The organism is Cellulomonas sp. P2_F12, assembly GCF_056403775.1.
In genome coordinates this window covers 132,593-146,191 of the sequence record NZ_JBFUEV010000011.1, presented here as the reverse complement: position 1 = coordinate 146,191, position 13,599 = coordinate 132,593, and the positions used below count along the sequence as shown (strand labels likewise).

Genomic DNA, 13,599 nt, shown 5'->3' with positions numbered 1-13,599 from the left:
CCGCGAGCGCGGCCGGATCCCGCACGGCGGCCGAGTCGGTCACGAGCCCGCCGCGCCGCCGCCATCGCGCCACGGCGGCCGGGCCGAGCGCGAGCAGGGGCGCGACGAGGCCGGCCAGCGCCAGCAACGGCTGCCGCAGCGCGAGAGCGAGCGCGAGCGAGCCGACCAGCGGGGTAAACCAGGCCCCCGGCCGGACCGGGTCGGGCGGCGTCTCGGGCGCCGGGTCGTCGGTGCGGGAGGAGCGCAGCACGAGCGTCGTGCCGCCGGTCCGTACGGGCCGGTCCGGTCGCCACCGTCGCCAGCGGCGCTGGGTCCGGACCCGCACGCGGCCGTGGCGCAGGCGGACGCGGACCACCTCGAGCGCCGGGTCCTGCACCTCGAGGACCCTCGAGCTCGGCGCCGAGCCGGCGGGCGTGACGATCACCGTCGTGCCGTCGGCGAGCGCGACCAGCCCCCCGCAGTCCGGCCCGGCGACGACCGCGACGTGCCACGGCGCGTGCGCGGCCGCGGGCGCGGCTGGGCGCGGACCGACGCCCACGCGCAGGACGCAGCCCTCGACCAGCGGCGGCTGCCCGACGACGTGGTGCTCGTCCAGGGAGACGTCGTCGACGGCCACGACGGAGGAGCCGGCCCACCCGCCGTACCCGCTCACGTGGGACAACGCGGGCCGCAGGGCCGCCAGCGGCGTGCCGGCGTCCGCCTCGACGTCCGTGGTGACCAGACCGGGACCGCGCACGGGGTCGGGGTGGAGCAGGGTGAACCGCACCGGACGACCCTGCACGGCTGCGGTCGTGCCCGACGTCCCGGCGAGACGACCCGGGGACGCGCCGTGCCGCCCACAGGCCCAACGGTCGTCTCGGTGGGCCCGTGGGGTCGGTCAGTCGACCGCCAGCGCAGCGACCGGGGACGTGCGGGCGGCGGACCGGCCCGGCAGGACCGAGGCGAGCAGGCCCGCCGCGAGCGCCACGACCAGCAGCAGCGCGAGGTCGGTCCACGGGACCACCAGGACCACGTCGCCGATCTGCCCGAACACGATCACCGCGCCGGCCCAGCCGTAGAGCAGACCGAGCCCGGCGCCCAGCACGGCGCCGACGCCGGCGATGAGCATGCCCTCGACCGCGAGCATCCAGCGCAGCTGGCGGCGCGACAGCCCGATCGCCCGCAGGGTCGCCGACTCGCGGCGGCGTTCGAGGACGGACAGCGACAGCGTGTTGGCGACGCCGATCAGGGCGATGACCACCGCCACGCCGAGCAGGCCGACGACGACCGCGAGCAGCGTGTCGACCACCCGCTCGTACGAGGCCCGCTGGGCGCCGGCGCTGGTCACCTCCGCCGGGGTGTCGGGCAGGGCCGCTCGGACGTCCTGCAGGACGAGGGCCGCGTCCGCGCCGGGCTCGAGGCTCACCCAGAGCATCGAGACGGGCGCCGACGGGGCGAGGGCCTCCAGGGTGGCGGGCGTGACCAGGCCGTAGATCCCGCCCAGGTCGCTGGCCACCGGCACGAGGGAGACGGGCGTGCCACCGGGCGCGGTCACCGACTCGTCCCAGGGGCTCGCGAAGGCGGTGATCGGCAGGGCGCTGTCGGCGGCGGCGTCGGCCGAGATCTTCGGCAGCAGCACGGTGCCGTCCGTCAGGCCCTCGACCGTGCTCGGGTCGCTCACCACGTCCGCCGCGGACCCCTGCGCCGGTGCCGCGACCGTGATCCACGCGTCGCCGACCAGGACCGGCGCCGTGCGCATCTCGAGCACGGTGTCGACGCCGACCACCCCGGACACGGCGGTGGCGACGTCGGGCGACAGGGTCGGGTCGCCGTCCTGGACCGTGCCGTCGACCATCAGGTCCACCGGGTAGTGCTCGTCGAGCTCCTGGGCCAGCGACACCCGTGCGCTCGCGGCGCCGGTGCTCATCATGGCGACGAGCGTGACGCCGATGAGCAGCGCGGCGCTGGTGGCGGCGGTCCGGCGCGGGTTGCGCACCGTGTTCGCCGCCGCGAGCCGCGCGCTGGTCCCCGTGCGGGCCAGCAGGCGCCCGGTCAGCGAGACGACCTTCGGCACCCAGAACACGGCGCCGACCAGCACGCCCACGAACGACAGGGCGCCCGCCAGCACCCCGACGCTCAGCAGCATCGTCTGGTCGCCGCGCCCGGTGCGGGCCAGGACCGTCGTCGCCAGCATGACGCCGACGCCGCCGGCGGTGAGCGCGAGCGCGGCACCGAGGCGGAGCCGCCCCCCGCGTGCGCCGACCACCGGCGCGTCGGCGGGCCGCAGGGCGGCGATGGGGGAGACGCGCGTGGCCTCCCGGGCGGGCACCAGCGACGCGAGCACCGTCACCAGGGTGCCGACGAGCAGCGGCACGAGGACGACCGCGGGCGTCACCTGGATGGTGTCGGGCAGCGGGACGCCGAGGTCGAGCCGGCCGAGCACGACGAGCGCGCTCTGCGCGAGCAGGGCGCCGAACACGAGCCCGACGACGGAGGCCGCCGAGCCGAGGATCGCCGCCTCCAGCAGCACGGAGCGGCGCAGCTGACCCTTGCCGGCGCCGACGCACCGCAGCAGCGCGAGCGTCCGGGTCCGCTGGGCCACGAGCACCTGGAACGTGTTGGCGATGACCAGCGCGGCGACCAGCAGCGCGACGGCGGCGAACCCGAGCACGACGGTGACCAGGACGTTCCCGCCGTCGGAGAACTCGGCGACCGACTGGGCGGCTGCCTCGTCCTTGGCGAGCGCCTCGGCGCCGGGCACCAGCGGGCCCACCTGGTCGCGGAGGGCCTCCGCGCTCACCCCGGGCCGGGTCGCGACGAGCGTGTCGGTGCCCAGGGCCGTCAGGGAGTCCACGCCGCCCCAGCGCAGCGCGTCCTGCGGGGTCACCAGGCCGGCACCGCCCGACTGGGACCACGCGTCCGAGGGGTCGGTCGCGATCCCCGACACGATGACGTCTTCGTCGACGGTGCGCCACTCCTGGTCGGTCGAGTCGCTCGAGGCCGTCGCGGAGTCGCTGGGTACGGGAGCGGACCACCGGACCTGCACGTGGTCGCCGACGCCCACGCCCAGGGCGGTCGCGGTCGCCGCCGGCAGTGCGACCTCGCCGCTGCGGGTCGGGGTCGCGCCGTCCGACACCACGACGGACGCGAGGCGCGGCTCGTCCGACGTCGGCAGCATCAGCTGGTAACGGCTCTGGCCGCCCTGGCGGACCTCGACGCCGGTCGGGGCGAGGACCTCGGCCGCCTGCACGTCCGGGAGCGCGCGCACGGCGGCGAGCTGGGCGTCGGTGATCTCGCCGTCGACGACGATGTCGGCGTCGGCGTAGGTCGCGGTGATGGCGTCGTAGCCCGTGCGGGTCATGACGTTGCCGGCCAGCAGCGTGGTGGCCAGGAACGCCGTGCCGATGGCGATGGCGACGGCGGCCGCGGTCAGCCGGCCGAGGCTGCGGCGCATCTGCGCGAGGGTGAGGCGCAGCATCAGATCCCCGCCTGGTCGAGCGTGCGCAGGGCCTCCAGGCCGGTCAGCACCGACTCGGGAGTCGGGTCGGCGATGTCGCCCGCGATCCGCCCGTCGGCCAGCAGCACCACGCGGTCCGCGTACGCGGCGGCTGTCGGGTCGTGCGTGACCATGATGATCGTGCGGCCCAGCTCGCGCACCGAGCGGCGCAGGAAGCTGAGCACCTCGGCCCCCGAGCGCGAGTCGAGGTTCCCGGTCGGCTCGTCGGCGAAGACGACCTCCGGCTTTGCGATGAGCGCGCGGGCGATGGCCACCCGCTGCTGCTGGCCTCCGGACAGCTCGGACGGCCGGTGCGTCAGGCGCTGCCCGAGCCCGAGGGTGCCGACCAGCGTGTCGAACCACTCGCGGTCGACGGGGCTGCCCGCCAGCTCGAGCGGCAGCAGGATGTTCTGCTCGGCCGTGAACATCGGCAGCAGGTTGAAGCTCTGGAACACGAACCCGACCCGGTCGCGGCGCAGGCGGGTCAGCGCGCCGTCGTCGAGCGAGGTGATCTCGGTGGCGCCCAGCCGGGCGGTGCCCGAGGTCGCCTGGTCGAGGCCCGCCAGCACGTGCATGAGGGTCGACTTGCCGGAGCCCGACGGGCCCATGATCGCCGTGAACGCGCCTGCCGCGAAGTCGACGTCGACCCCGTCCAGGGCCCGGACCTCGGCGGCACCCTGCCCGTAGACCTTGGTCAGCGACCGCGCGCTCACGGCCACGGTGGCGGGTTCCTGCGGGGCGTCCGCGTCGATCGGGCGGAAGACGGTGGTGTCCACGAGATGGCTCCTTCGAGGGCGGTGATGACGCTCCCGACGCTACGGAGCCGACCCGACCGGCCGCATCAGGCCCCGGTCTGGTCGTCCGTCATCCCGTGGGCCCATCAGGCGCCCGGGCGGACCAGCCCCGTCTCGTACGCGACGACGACCGCCTGGACCCGGTCACGCGCGTGCAGCTTGGCCAGGATGCGGCCGACGTGCGTCTTGACCGTGGCCTCGGCGACGAAGAGGTCCGAGCCGATCTCGGTGTTGGAGCGGCCCCGCGCCATGAGCACGAGCACCTCGCGCTCGCGGTCGGTGAGGTCGGCGACGGCGAGCCGGGCGGGGTCGGTCGGCGTCCCCGGCTCGTCGGGCGGCAGCACCTCCACGAGGTGCTCGAGCAGCCGCCGGGTGCTCGACGGCGCGATGACCGCGTCGCCGCGGTGCACCGTGCGGATGGCGCCCAGCATCTCCTCGGGCGGCGCGTCCTTGAGCAGGAAGCCGCTGGCCCCCGCGCGGATGGCCGACAGCACGTACTCGTCGAGGTCGAACGTGGTCAGGACGATGACGCGGGGCGCCGGGCGGTCCTCCGTGGCGCGAGCGGTGATCTGCGCGGTCGCGGTCAACCCGTCCATCGTGGGCATCCGGACGTCCATGAGCACGACGTCGACCGGACCGGTCGCGGTCAGGGCCGCGGGGTCCAGGGCGCGCACCGCCTGGGCGCCGTCGCCGGCCTCGAGCACCACCTCGAGGTCGGGCTGCGAGTCGATGACCATCCGGAAGCCGGCGCGCACCAGCTGCTGGTCGTCGACGAGGGCCACGCGGATGCGGTCGTCGCTCATCGGGCGGCCTCGTCCTGGGTGGTGCTCGGCACGGCGGTGGTCCTCTCGTCAGGCGGGCTGGGGCTGTCGCCGGGGGTGGGCAGCTGGGCGCGGACCCGGAAGCCGCCGCCGGGGCGCGGTCCGGCGCTGACCGAGCCCCCGAACATCGTGGCCCGCTCGCGCATCCCGAGCAGGCCCTGCCCGAGCCCGTCGGAGTCCGCGGCGGCGCCCCGGCCGTCGTCGCTCACCTCGACGACGACGCTGCCGGGCAGCCACTGCACGAGCACCGTGACCAGGGGGTCGGGACCGGCGTGCTTGAGCACGTTGGTCAGCGCCTCCTGCGCGATCCGGTAGACCGTCAGCCCGGCCCCCGGCGGCAGGGTCCGGGGCTCCCCGAGACGGACGAGCGAGGCGCGCAGGCCGCTGGCCCGCAGCTGGTCCACCAGGGTGCCGACGTCCGACTCGGCGGGCTGCGGGGCGAAGCCCTGGCTCGTGGCGTGCCCGAGCCCGCCCGGTCCGGGGATGGTGGGCGTCGCGCCCGTGGCGGGGGCGGGGTCGGTGTTGCCGCGCAGCACGCCGAGCAGGCGGCGCATGTCCGTGAGGGCGGCGCGGCCCGTCTCGGCGATCGTGCCGAGCGCGCGGGTCGCCGCCGCGGGGTCGGCGTCGGCGGCGTACCGGCCGCCGTCGGCCTGGGCGATCATGACGGTCAACGAGTGGGCCACGATGTCGTGCATCTCCCGCGCGATGCGCGCGCGCTCGGCCGCCGTCGCGATCTGGGTCTGCTGGTCGCGCTCGACCTCGAGCCGCTGCGCCCGGTCGACCAGCGCCTCGATGGTCTCCCGCCGCGACCGCCGGACCAGCCCGAACGCCCACACGGACAGCGCGACGACGGCGGTGAAGACGGTGGTCGCCGCGGCCCCCGGGGCGTCGAACCACCCGTTCATCCGGATGCCGAGCAGGACCGAGCCGACCAGCGCGCCGACGATCGCGACGCGGTGCGCCCAGCGGGGGCCGTGCACGGTGACGGAGTACAGCGCCACGAGCACGGCGATGTCGGCGGGCAGGATCAGCGGCGTGAAGACGAGCACCTGCAGCAGCGCCGCGGTGTACACGGCGGCGGCCGACGCGGTGGGTCGCACGCGGCGCCAGGCCAGGGGCGCGACGACCGCGATCGACACGAGCGCGCTGGCGAACGTCCGGGTCGCGCCGAGCATCGTGCCCGAGACGTCGGTGGCGGTCGCGACCATGGGGAGAAGCAGGAACCCGGTGCCGGTGGCGTCGACGGCGAACCGGTGCGCCTCCTCCCAGCGCAGCAGCCGTTCCCATCTGGTCACCAGACGAGGGTAGGTGCGGGCGACGACGGCGGCGTGCCCCCGGGGGACGACCTACGCCTCCCGGCCGTCCTCCCGCAGGCGCAGATGGTTACGGGAACCTGTAGGCGCGCCCCCCTGGCGGTCAAGACCGTCCCATGACCTAGCATGGGCGAATGACCCAGGTGCTGCTGGCCGAGGACGATCCCGCGATTGCCGAGCCTTTGGCCCGCGCCCTCGGGCGTGAAGGTTATGACGTGCGCGTGCAAGGTACGGGTCAAGGTGCGATCGACGGTGCTGCGGCGGCGGATCTGGTCGTCCTCGACCTCGGTCTGCCGGACATGGACGGCCTCGACGTGGCTCGCGCCATCCGGAACCTGGGCCTGACCACGCCGGTGCTGGTGCTCACGGCCCGCGCCGACGAGGTGGACCTCGTCGTCGGGCTCGACGCGGGTGCCGACGACTACGTGACCAAGCCGTTCCGCCTCGCGGAGCTTCTGGCGCGTGTGCGGGCCCTGCTGCGCCGCAGCGTCGGCGACCCGGGCGACGAGGACGAGCTGCACGCCCAGAACGTGCGCGTGGACGTGGCCGCGCACCGGGCGTTCCAGGGCGAGCGCGAGCTGCACCTGACGGCCAAGGAGTTCGACCTGCTGCGCGTCCTGGTCGGCGCGGCCGGCACGGTCGTCGCCCGCGAGACCCTCATGCGCGAGGTCTGGGGCTCGGACCCGACCGGCTCGACCAAGACGCTCGACATGCACGTCTCGTGGCTGCGCCGCAAGCTCGGCGACGACGCCAACGCGCCGCGCTACGTCACGACGGTGCGGGGCATGGGCTTCCGCTTCGAGACGGGCGGCGCCAGCGCCGAGCGGGCCTGACCTTTGCGTCGTCGCGTCCTGCAGGCGACGATCGCGGCCGTCACGGTCGCGGTGGTCCTGCTCGGCTTCCCCCTGGCGTTCCTCGGCGCCCAGCTGGTCCGCGAGAACGAGATGCAGTCCCTGCAGTCGCGCGCGGAGTCGGTCGCGCGGGCGGTCGACTTCCGCGTCGAGCAGGACATCCCGCTGACGGACCGGATGCTCGAGAACGCGACGGGCGACGCCGGCGACATCCAGGCCTCGGTGATCGTCCGCGCGCCCGACGGGGAGCTCTACCAGGCCGGCGACCGCATCCACGGCCGCAGCCTGTCCGTGCAGGTCGCGTCGGACACGGGCGCCACGGTCCTGCTCTACGTGTCGTGGTGGGACGTCTTCTGGCTCAGTGCTCGGGTCATCCTGCTGGTCGTCGTCGCGGCCGTCGTCGCCTTCGCCGCGGGCATCGCGATGGCGATCTGGCAGGCCAACCGGCTGACCGCGCCGCTGGTGTACCTCGCCGCGTCCGCCGAGCAGCTCGGTGCGGGCCAGGTGCGCCCGCGCCTCGAGCCGTCGGGCGTCGAGGAGATCGACCTCGTGGCCGCCGAGCTCGCCCGCAGCGCCGACCGGATGGCCGGCCGGCTGGCAGCCGAGCGGCAGTTCGCGTCGGACGCCTCCCACCAGCTCCGCACCCCGCTGACGGCCCTGTCGATGCGGCTCGAGGAGATCATGGTCGCCACCGACGACCCGTCCGTGAGCGAGGAGGCCCGCATCTCGCTCGAGCAGGTGGAGCGGCTCGTCCGGGTCGTCGACGACCTCCTGGCCAGCTCGCGACGCCTCGCCGGGGGGACCACCGAGGCGGTCCGGCTGCTCGAGGTGGTGCACCAGCAGGAGGAGGAGTGGCAGCCCACGTTCGAGGCGAACGGTCGGCGGCTCGTCGTGGACGTCGACCGCAGCACCCAGGTGCTCGCGACGCCGGGCGCCCTCGCGCAGGTCATCGCCACGCTGATCGAGAACTCCCTGCGGCACGGGGCCGGCACCACGACCGTGCGGTCGCGCCCGGGCGGGCCGTCCGGCGCGATCGTGGTCGAGGTGGCCGACGAGGGCGCGGGCGTCCCCGACGAGCTGGCGCCGCGGATCTTCGAGCGCGAGGTGACGTCGGGCAAGGGCACGGGGCTCGGCCTCGCCCTGGCGCGCGACCTGGCCTCGGCCGACGGCGGGCGCCTGGAGCTGGCACAGCGCCGACCTGCGGTGTTCGCGCTGTTCCTGTCCGGCGTGCCGGCGTCGCTGCGGCCGGACGTGGTGCTGCCGCTGGGTGCGGTCGTGTCGTCCCGGATGGACCGCCGCCGCCGCTGAGGCCTCAGGCGGGGTAGGTCTGGCCCGTGAACACCCAGCGCTTGTACCCGACGTACCGCAGGACCGTGCCGATCGCGATGCCCAGCACCGTGGCGATGTTGTCCGCGAGGGGGGTGGTCAGGCCGAGCGTGTAGTGCGAGAACGCGAGCGTGAGGATCGGGACGACCGCGCCGACCAGGTTGACCCCGGTGAACACGACGAGCTCGCGGGCGCGACGCTCGGTGCGCTGCCCGGAGAAGGTCCAGTGACGGTTGCCCACCCAGCTGACCAGCGTCGCCGCGATGACCGAGATGACCTTGGCGGTGATCGGCTTGTGCTCGAGAAGGTGGCCGGGGCCGAACCGCAGCAGGTTAAAGAGCCCCAGGTCGACGATGAACGCGATGCCACCGACCGAGAGGAACCGGGCGATCTCGTAGCCCCGCGCGCGCAGGGCGGCGATGCGGGACGCGGACGCGACCGGGACCTCGGCGACGGCCGGTCCGGCGGTCAGCTCGTCGCTCACGGAGCTCCTCGGGTGTCGACGGACCAGTCGGTCCCGTGAGGATAGCCCGCGATCCTGGACGTCACCTGACAGTCCCCCGGCCGAAGCGTTTCGGGGTGCCGGGGGCGCTCGACTAGTGTCGTCGCCCGTGACAGCACCCGTGGTGGCAGTGGTCGGCGGTGGGCAGCTGGCCCGCATGATGGCGCCCGCGGCGACCGCGCTGGGGCTGCACCTGCGGGTCCTGGTCGAGAGCCCGACGTCGTCGGCAGCCCAGGTCGTGGTCGACGCCCCCGTCGGCGCCGCCTCCGACGAGGACGCCATCACCCGCCTCGCCGACGGCGCGGACGCGCTGACCTTCGAGCACGAGCACGTGCCCAACGCGCTGCTGGACCGGCTGGAGGCCGCCGGCGTCGCCGTCCACCCCGACGCGGCCGCGCTGGTGCACGCGCAGGACAAGATCGTCATGCGGACCCGGCTCACCGCCCTGGGCGTGCCCGTGCCGGCCTGGAGCACGCTGCCGTCCGCGGCCGACCTTGCCGCGTTCCTCGCCGACCACGACGGCGTCGCGGTGGTGAAGACGTCGCGCGGCGGCTACGACGGCAAGGGCGTGCGCGTGGTGCGCGACGCGGCCGACGTCGCGGACTGGTTCGCCGCCGCCGACCAGGGCACCGGGGTGCCGCTGCTGGCGGAGGAGAAGGTGCCGTTCACCCGCGAGCTCGCGGTCCTGGTGGCACGTCGGCCGTCGGGGGAGATGCGGACGTGGCCCGTCGTCGAGTCGGTGCAGCGGGACGGGGTGTGCGCCGAGGTCGTCGCCCCGGCCCCGGACCTCGATCCGGCCACCCGGGCGGAGGCGCTCGACGTCGCCACCCGGATCGCCGAGGGCCTGGCCGTGACCGGGGTGCTGGCGGTCGAGCTCTTCGAGGTGCCCGGCACCGCCGGCGGACCCCCGCGCGTGCTGGTCAACGAGCTCGCGATGCGCCCGCACAACTCGGGCCACTGGACCATCGACGGCTCGGTGACCAGCCAGTTCGAGCAGCACCTGCGCGCCGTGCTCGACCTGCCGCTGGGCGACACCGAGCCCCGGTCCGCCTGGACCGTGATGGCGAACGTCCTGGGCAGCGCGCTGCCGGACCCGACCGACGCGCTGGCCGACGTGGCCCGCACGGACCCGGCGGCCAAGGTGCACCTGTACGGCAAGGAGGTGCGCGCCGGCCGCAAGCTCGGGCACGTGAACGTCAGCGGCGACGACCTCGACGACGTCCGTCGGCGCGCGGTCGCCGCGGCTGCGCTGCTGCGGGGCGACGCGTCCGCCTGACGCGAACACCGCGCCGGTCCGGGCACCCGCTGGGACATGATGGGCGCGGCGTCGCAGTGGCGGCGTCGGGGCGGGCGGACGGAGACGGTGATGGCAGCGCAGGCACTCGTGGGGATCGTCATGGGGTCCGACTCGGACTGGCCCGTGATGAAGGCCGCCGCCGACGCTCTCGCGGAGTTCGACGTCCCCGTCGAGATCGACGTCGTCTCGGCGCACCGCCAGCCCGAGAAGATGATCGCGTACGGCCGGTCCGCGGCCGACCGCGGCCTGCGCGTGGTGATCGCGGGAGCCGGCGGAGCGGCCCACCTGCCGGGCATGCTCGCGGCCGTCACCACGCTGCCGGTGGTCGGCGTGCCGGTCCCGCTGGCGTACCTCGACGGCATGGACTCGCTGCTGTCGATCGTGCAGATGCCCGCGGGCGTCCCGGTGGCGACGGTGTCGATCGGCGGGGCGCGCAACGCCGGCCTGCTCGCCGTGCGCATCCTCGCGTCGGGCGAGGGGGAGCAGGCCGCCCGCCTGCGCGCCGCGATGGCGACGTTCCAGGAGAACCTGCAGGGCCAGGCCGACGGCAAGGGCGAGCGGCTGCGGGCGCAGACGACGTCGCGGCCGAGCGTGGGGTTCAGCGTCTGACCGTGTGAAGGGCTCGTGGGGGTGGCTCCCTCGGCGTGCGGGTTCGGCAGCGCCTGCCTAGCGTCGAGCGGATGACCACCGGCTCCCGACCGCGCCTCGCTGCCCTCGACGCGCTCCGCTTCGCCGCCGCCGCGGCCGTGGTGCTCTACCACTTCACCGGCCGGACGAGCAGCGCGTGGGGCCCCGGGCAGACCGAGCAGCTGGCTGGGGTGGGGCGATGGACCGGGTACGGCTCGCTCGGCCCGGAGCTGTTCTTCGTGATCAGCGGCTTCGTCATCCTCATGACGGCGTGGGGCCGGCCCACCGCGCAGATCGTGGCCTCGCGCGTCGCCCGGCTGTACCCCGCCTACTGGGTCGCCGTGCTGGCCACGGGCGTGCTGCTGCTGGTCGTGTGGCCGCAGGGCAAGGCGATCACCGTGCACCAGGTGCTGGTGAACCTCACGATGCTGCAGTCCGCCGTGGGGGTCGACCACGTCGACGGCGTCTACTGGACCCTCTGGACCGAGCTGCGGTTCTACCTGCTGCTCGGGGTGTTCTCGCTGGTCGGCATCACGCGTCGGCGGGTGCTCGGTGTCGCGCTGCTGTGGCCGTGGCTGGCGCTGCTCGCCGAGCGAGCGGGCGCCGACGGCCTGGCGACGGCGCTGATCTCGGACTACGCGCCGCTGTTCGCCGCGGGCATGGCCCTCTTCGTGCTGCTCCGCGACCGCGAGTCGGGACGTCGGTCGGTGCTCCCGTGGGTGGCGGTCGCGACGAGCTCGGGCCTGGCCGTCGCCCTCGTCGTGCCGTCCCGCGCGGCCGTCCTCGAGCGGACCACCGGGTACGCGCCGTCGACCTGGCTGCTCGCCGCCGCGGTGCTCGGCTGCGTGGCCGCCGTGGCGGTCGTGGCGCTCACGCGGGTGTCGCGCTGGGAGCACCCCGGCCTCGTGGCGCTCGGCACGCTGACGTACCCGCTGTACCTCGTGCACGAGTACTGGGGGCTCGCGGTGATCGGCTCGCTCGCGCACCGGGTGCCCGCCGCCGTCGCGCTGGCCGCGGCGCTCGTCGTCGTGACCGCGCTGGCCTGGCTGGTGCACCGGTTCGTCGAGGTGCCGTGCGGCCCGCGCCTGCGCCGGGCGACGCTCGCCGCCCTCGAGCGGCCGCGCGCCGTGGTGCTCGACCGCGTGATGCGCGGCCCGCGCCTGCTGCAGGCGATGCAATGACGCGTCAGGCGCCGGGCATCCCGCCGACGGGACCGGCCGGCAGGGACCCGTCCCGGATCGCCGCGAAGAACGCCGGGGTCGTGTCGGGGTCGAGCTGCACGGTCGAGCCGACGCCGCCGGGGCGGTAGTCGAGGCTCGCGATCGGGGGAGTGCCCGTGATGCCGTCGGCGCCGTTGGCGGCGCGGAACGCGAGCGCCAGCTTGGCCATGTCGACGATGCCGGTCTCGTCGCTCACCGTCAGCGCCGCCGTGCCGGCGTCGATGAGCGCGACCTGCTGGGACGGGTGGACCAGCAGCTGGCTGGGCCGGATCTTGCCCATGACGGCGCTGATGAGCTGGCGCTGGCGCTGTGCACGGCCGACGTCGCCCGTCGGGTCGGACTTGCGCATGCGGGCGAACGCGAGGGCCTGGACGCCGTCGACGTCGTGGCACCCGGGCGTCCAGACCATGCCCGAGTCGACGTCGTTGACCTCCGCGTCGTAGCAGAGGTTCACGCCGCCGACCGCGGTGACGATCTGCTCGACGCCGGCCATGCCGATCTCCGCGTAGTGGTCGACCGTGAGGCCCGTCAGCCCCTCGACGGTCTGCACCAGCAGCGGGGCGCCGCCCCAGGAGAAGGCCGCGTTGAGCTTCGCCGCGTCGTGGCCGGGAATCTGCACGTAGGTGTCGCGCGGCAGCGAGATGAGCGCCGTCGGACCGTGGTCGGGCACGTGCAGCAGCAGGATCGAGTCGGTGCGGGCGCCCTCGGTGCCGTCGGCCTCGATGCCGCCGTCCGCGCGCGAGTCCGAGCCCGTGAGCAGGTAGGTGGTACCGGGGGTGTTCGGCGCGCCGCTGAGGGCGGAGGTGTGCTGGACCTTGCCGTTGGCCCACACCAGCAGGCCGACGGGCCAGGCGAGCAGGGCCGCGAGGACCAGGACCGCGACGAGGGCGATCACGGGGCCGCGGCGGCGGCGGGTCGTGGGCGGCGCGGTCGGGGCGGTCCCCGTGGTGCGGGGCGGCGCCGAGGCCGGACGGGCGGTGCCGGGCCGCGACGACGCGCTGCGCGGCAGCGCCGTGGGAGCCGGTGCGGGCGCGGCCGCGGGTGCTGCGGCGCTCTTCGGGCGGTCCCGGCCGGGCACCTCGATGGCGGCCGGCACGGTGGGACGCCCGGTGCGAGCCGACGGCGCGATCGACGCGGGCCGTCCCTGGACGGGGGGCGCGGCCTTCGTGGTCGGCCGGGCCGGCGGGAGCGGCGGGCGGGTGGGCTCGGGCGTCGGCGGGCGCTGGCCCGACGGCGGCGCGGACGGCCGCGCGGGCCGCCCGACGACGATGGGCTCGGCCGTCTCGGGACGCGCCGGTCGCTGCGGGGCGCCCGGCGCGAAGCTCGGCGGCGGCGTGCGCGCGGTGCGCTCGTCGGAGGTCACGCGGAGCCCG

The 13,599-nt window shown here is 75.4% G+C and carries 12 protein-coding genes; 5 read left to right on the top strand and 7 right to left on the bottom strand.

What is annotated here, in order from left to right; all coding sequences use genetic code 11:
• From AC1DWH_RS18850 to AC1DWH_RS18830, 5 genes are all read right to left on the bottom strand, one after another.
• Window positions 1-766, bottom strand: a 766-nt coding sequence (locus AC1DWH_RS18850) for a hypothetical protein (RefSeq protein WP_477094983.1), incomplete at its 3' end; no start/stop codon positions are given.
• A gap of 111 nt (window positions 767-877) precedes the next feature.
• On the bottom strand, window positions 878-3,457 hold the full coding sequence (locus tag AC1DWH_RS18845) for an ABC transporter permease (protein WP_477094982.1): 2,580 nt from the start codon (window positions 3,455-3,457) through the stop codon (window positions 878-880).
• Complete coding sequence (locus AC1DWH_RS18840; RefSeq protein ID WP_477094981.1) at window positions 3,457-4,251, bottom strand: ABC transporter ATP-binding protein; 795 nt, start codon at window positions 4,249-4,251, stop codon at window positions 3,457-3,459. The genes AC1DWH_RS18845 and AC1DWH_RS18840 overlap by 1 nt, the downstream gene beginning before the upstream one ends.
• A gap of 104 nt (window positions 4,252-4,355) precedes the next feature.
• Window positions 4,356-5,072, bottom strand: coding sequence for a response regulator (locus AC1DWH_RS18835; protein WP_477094980.1), 717 nt, complete (start codon window positions 5,070-5,072; stop codon window positions 4,356-4,358).
• A complete protein-coding gene (locus AC1DWH_RS18830; RefSeq protein WP_477094979.1) occupies window positions 5,069-6,385 on the bottom strand; it encodes a sensor histidine kinase in 1,317 nt (438 codons plus the stop codon). Before AC1DWH_RS18830 ends, AC1DWH_RS18835 begins: the two co-directional genes overlap by 4 nt.
• Window positions 6,386-6,537: 152 nt before the next feature.
• On the opposite strand from AC1DWH_RS18830, the gene AC1DWH_RS18825 reads away from it, so the two are divergent.
• Both AC1DWH_RS18825 and AC1DWH_RS18820 read left to right on the top strand, forming a co-directional pair.
• Window positions 6,538-7,236 carry a response regulator transcription factor gene (locus AC1DWH_RS18825; RefSeq protein WP_456846502.1) on the top strand — a complete coding sequence of 233 codons (699 nt, stop codon included), beginning with the start codon at window positions 6,538-6,540 and terminating at the stop codon, window positions 7,234-7,236.
• Window positions 7,237-7,239: 3 nt separating this feature from the next.
• Complete coding sequence (locus tag AC1DWH_RS18820; RefSeq protein WP_477094978.1) at window positions 7,240-8,562, top strand: sensor histidine kinase; 1,323 nt, start codon at window positions 7,240-7,242, stop codon at window positions 8,560-8,562.
• A 4-nt stretch (window positions 8,563-8,566) separates the two neighbouring features.
• Here AC1DWH_RS18820 and AC1DWH_RS18815 read toward each other — a convergent pair whose 3' ends face one another.
• Window positions 8,567-9,064: a GtrA family protein gene (locus tag AC1DWH_RS18815; RefSeq protein WP_477094977.1), complete on the bottom strand. Its 498-nt coding sequence runs from the start codon at window positions 9,062-9,064 to the stop codon at window positions 8,567-8,569.
• Window positions 9,065-9,191: 127 nt separating this feature from the next.
• Here AC1DWH_RS18815 and AC1DWH_RS18810 point away from each other — a divergent pair, with 127 nt between their 5' ends.
• The 3 genes from AC1DWH_RS18810 (at window position 9,192) to AC1DWH_RS18800 (ending at window position 12,187) form a co-directional block, all read left to right on the top strand.
• Entirely contained in the window at window positions 9,192-10,358 is a 1,167-nt protein-coding gene (locus AC1DWH_RS18810; protein ID WP_477094976.1) for a 5-(carboxyamino)imidazole ribonucleotide synthase, read from the top strand.
• Between the two features lie 90 nt (window positions 10,359-10,448).
• On the top strand, window positions 10,449-10,988 hold the full coding sequence (purE, locus tag AC1DWH_RS18805) for a 5-(carboxyamino)imidazole ribonucleotide mutase (RefSeq protein WP_477094975.1): 540 nt from the start codon (window positions 10,449-10,451) through the stop codon (window positions 10,986-10,988).
• 71 nt (window positions 10,989-11,059) lie between these two features.
• Window positions 11,060-12,187 (top strand): acyltransferase family protein, encoded by a 1,128-nt coding sequence (locus tag AC1DWH_RS18800; protein WP_477094974.1) that lies wholly within the window; start codon window positions 11,060-11,062, stop codon window positions 12,185-12,187.
• A gap of 4 nt (window positions 12,188-12,191) precedes the next feature.
• On the opposite strand, the gene AC1DWH_RS18795 is transcribed toward AC1DWH_RS18800, so the two are convergent.
• Window positions 12,192-13,589 (bottom strand): LCP family protein, encoded by a 1,398-nt coding sequence (locus AC1DWH_RS18795; RefSeq protein WP_477094973.1) that lies wholly within the window; start codon window positions 13,587-13,589, stop codon window positions 12,192-12,194.
• Window positions 13,590-13,599: the final 10 nt, after the last annotated feature.

Coding starts and splice junctions, on each gene's coding strand:
- AC1DWH_RS18845 (WP_477094982.1), bottom strand. CDS start 3,457: ATGCTGCGCCTCACCCTCGCGCAGATGCGCCGCAGCCTCGGCCGGCTG.
- AC1DWH_RS18800 (WP_477094974.1), top strand. CDS start 11,060: ATGACCACCGGCTCCCGACCGCGCCTCGCTGCCCTCGACGCGCTCCGC.
- purE (WP_477094975.1), top strand. CDS start 10,449: ATGGCAGCGCAGGCACTCGTGGGGATCGTCATGGGGTCCGACTCGGAC.
- AC1DWH_RS18835 (WP_477094980.1), bottom strand. CDS start 5,072: ATGAGCGACGACCGCATCCGCGTGGCCCTCGTCGACGACCAGCAGCTG.
- AC1DWH_RS18825 (WP_456846502.1), top strand. CDS start 6,538: ATGACCCAGGTGCTGCTGGCCGAGGACGATCCCGCGATTGCCGAGCCT.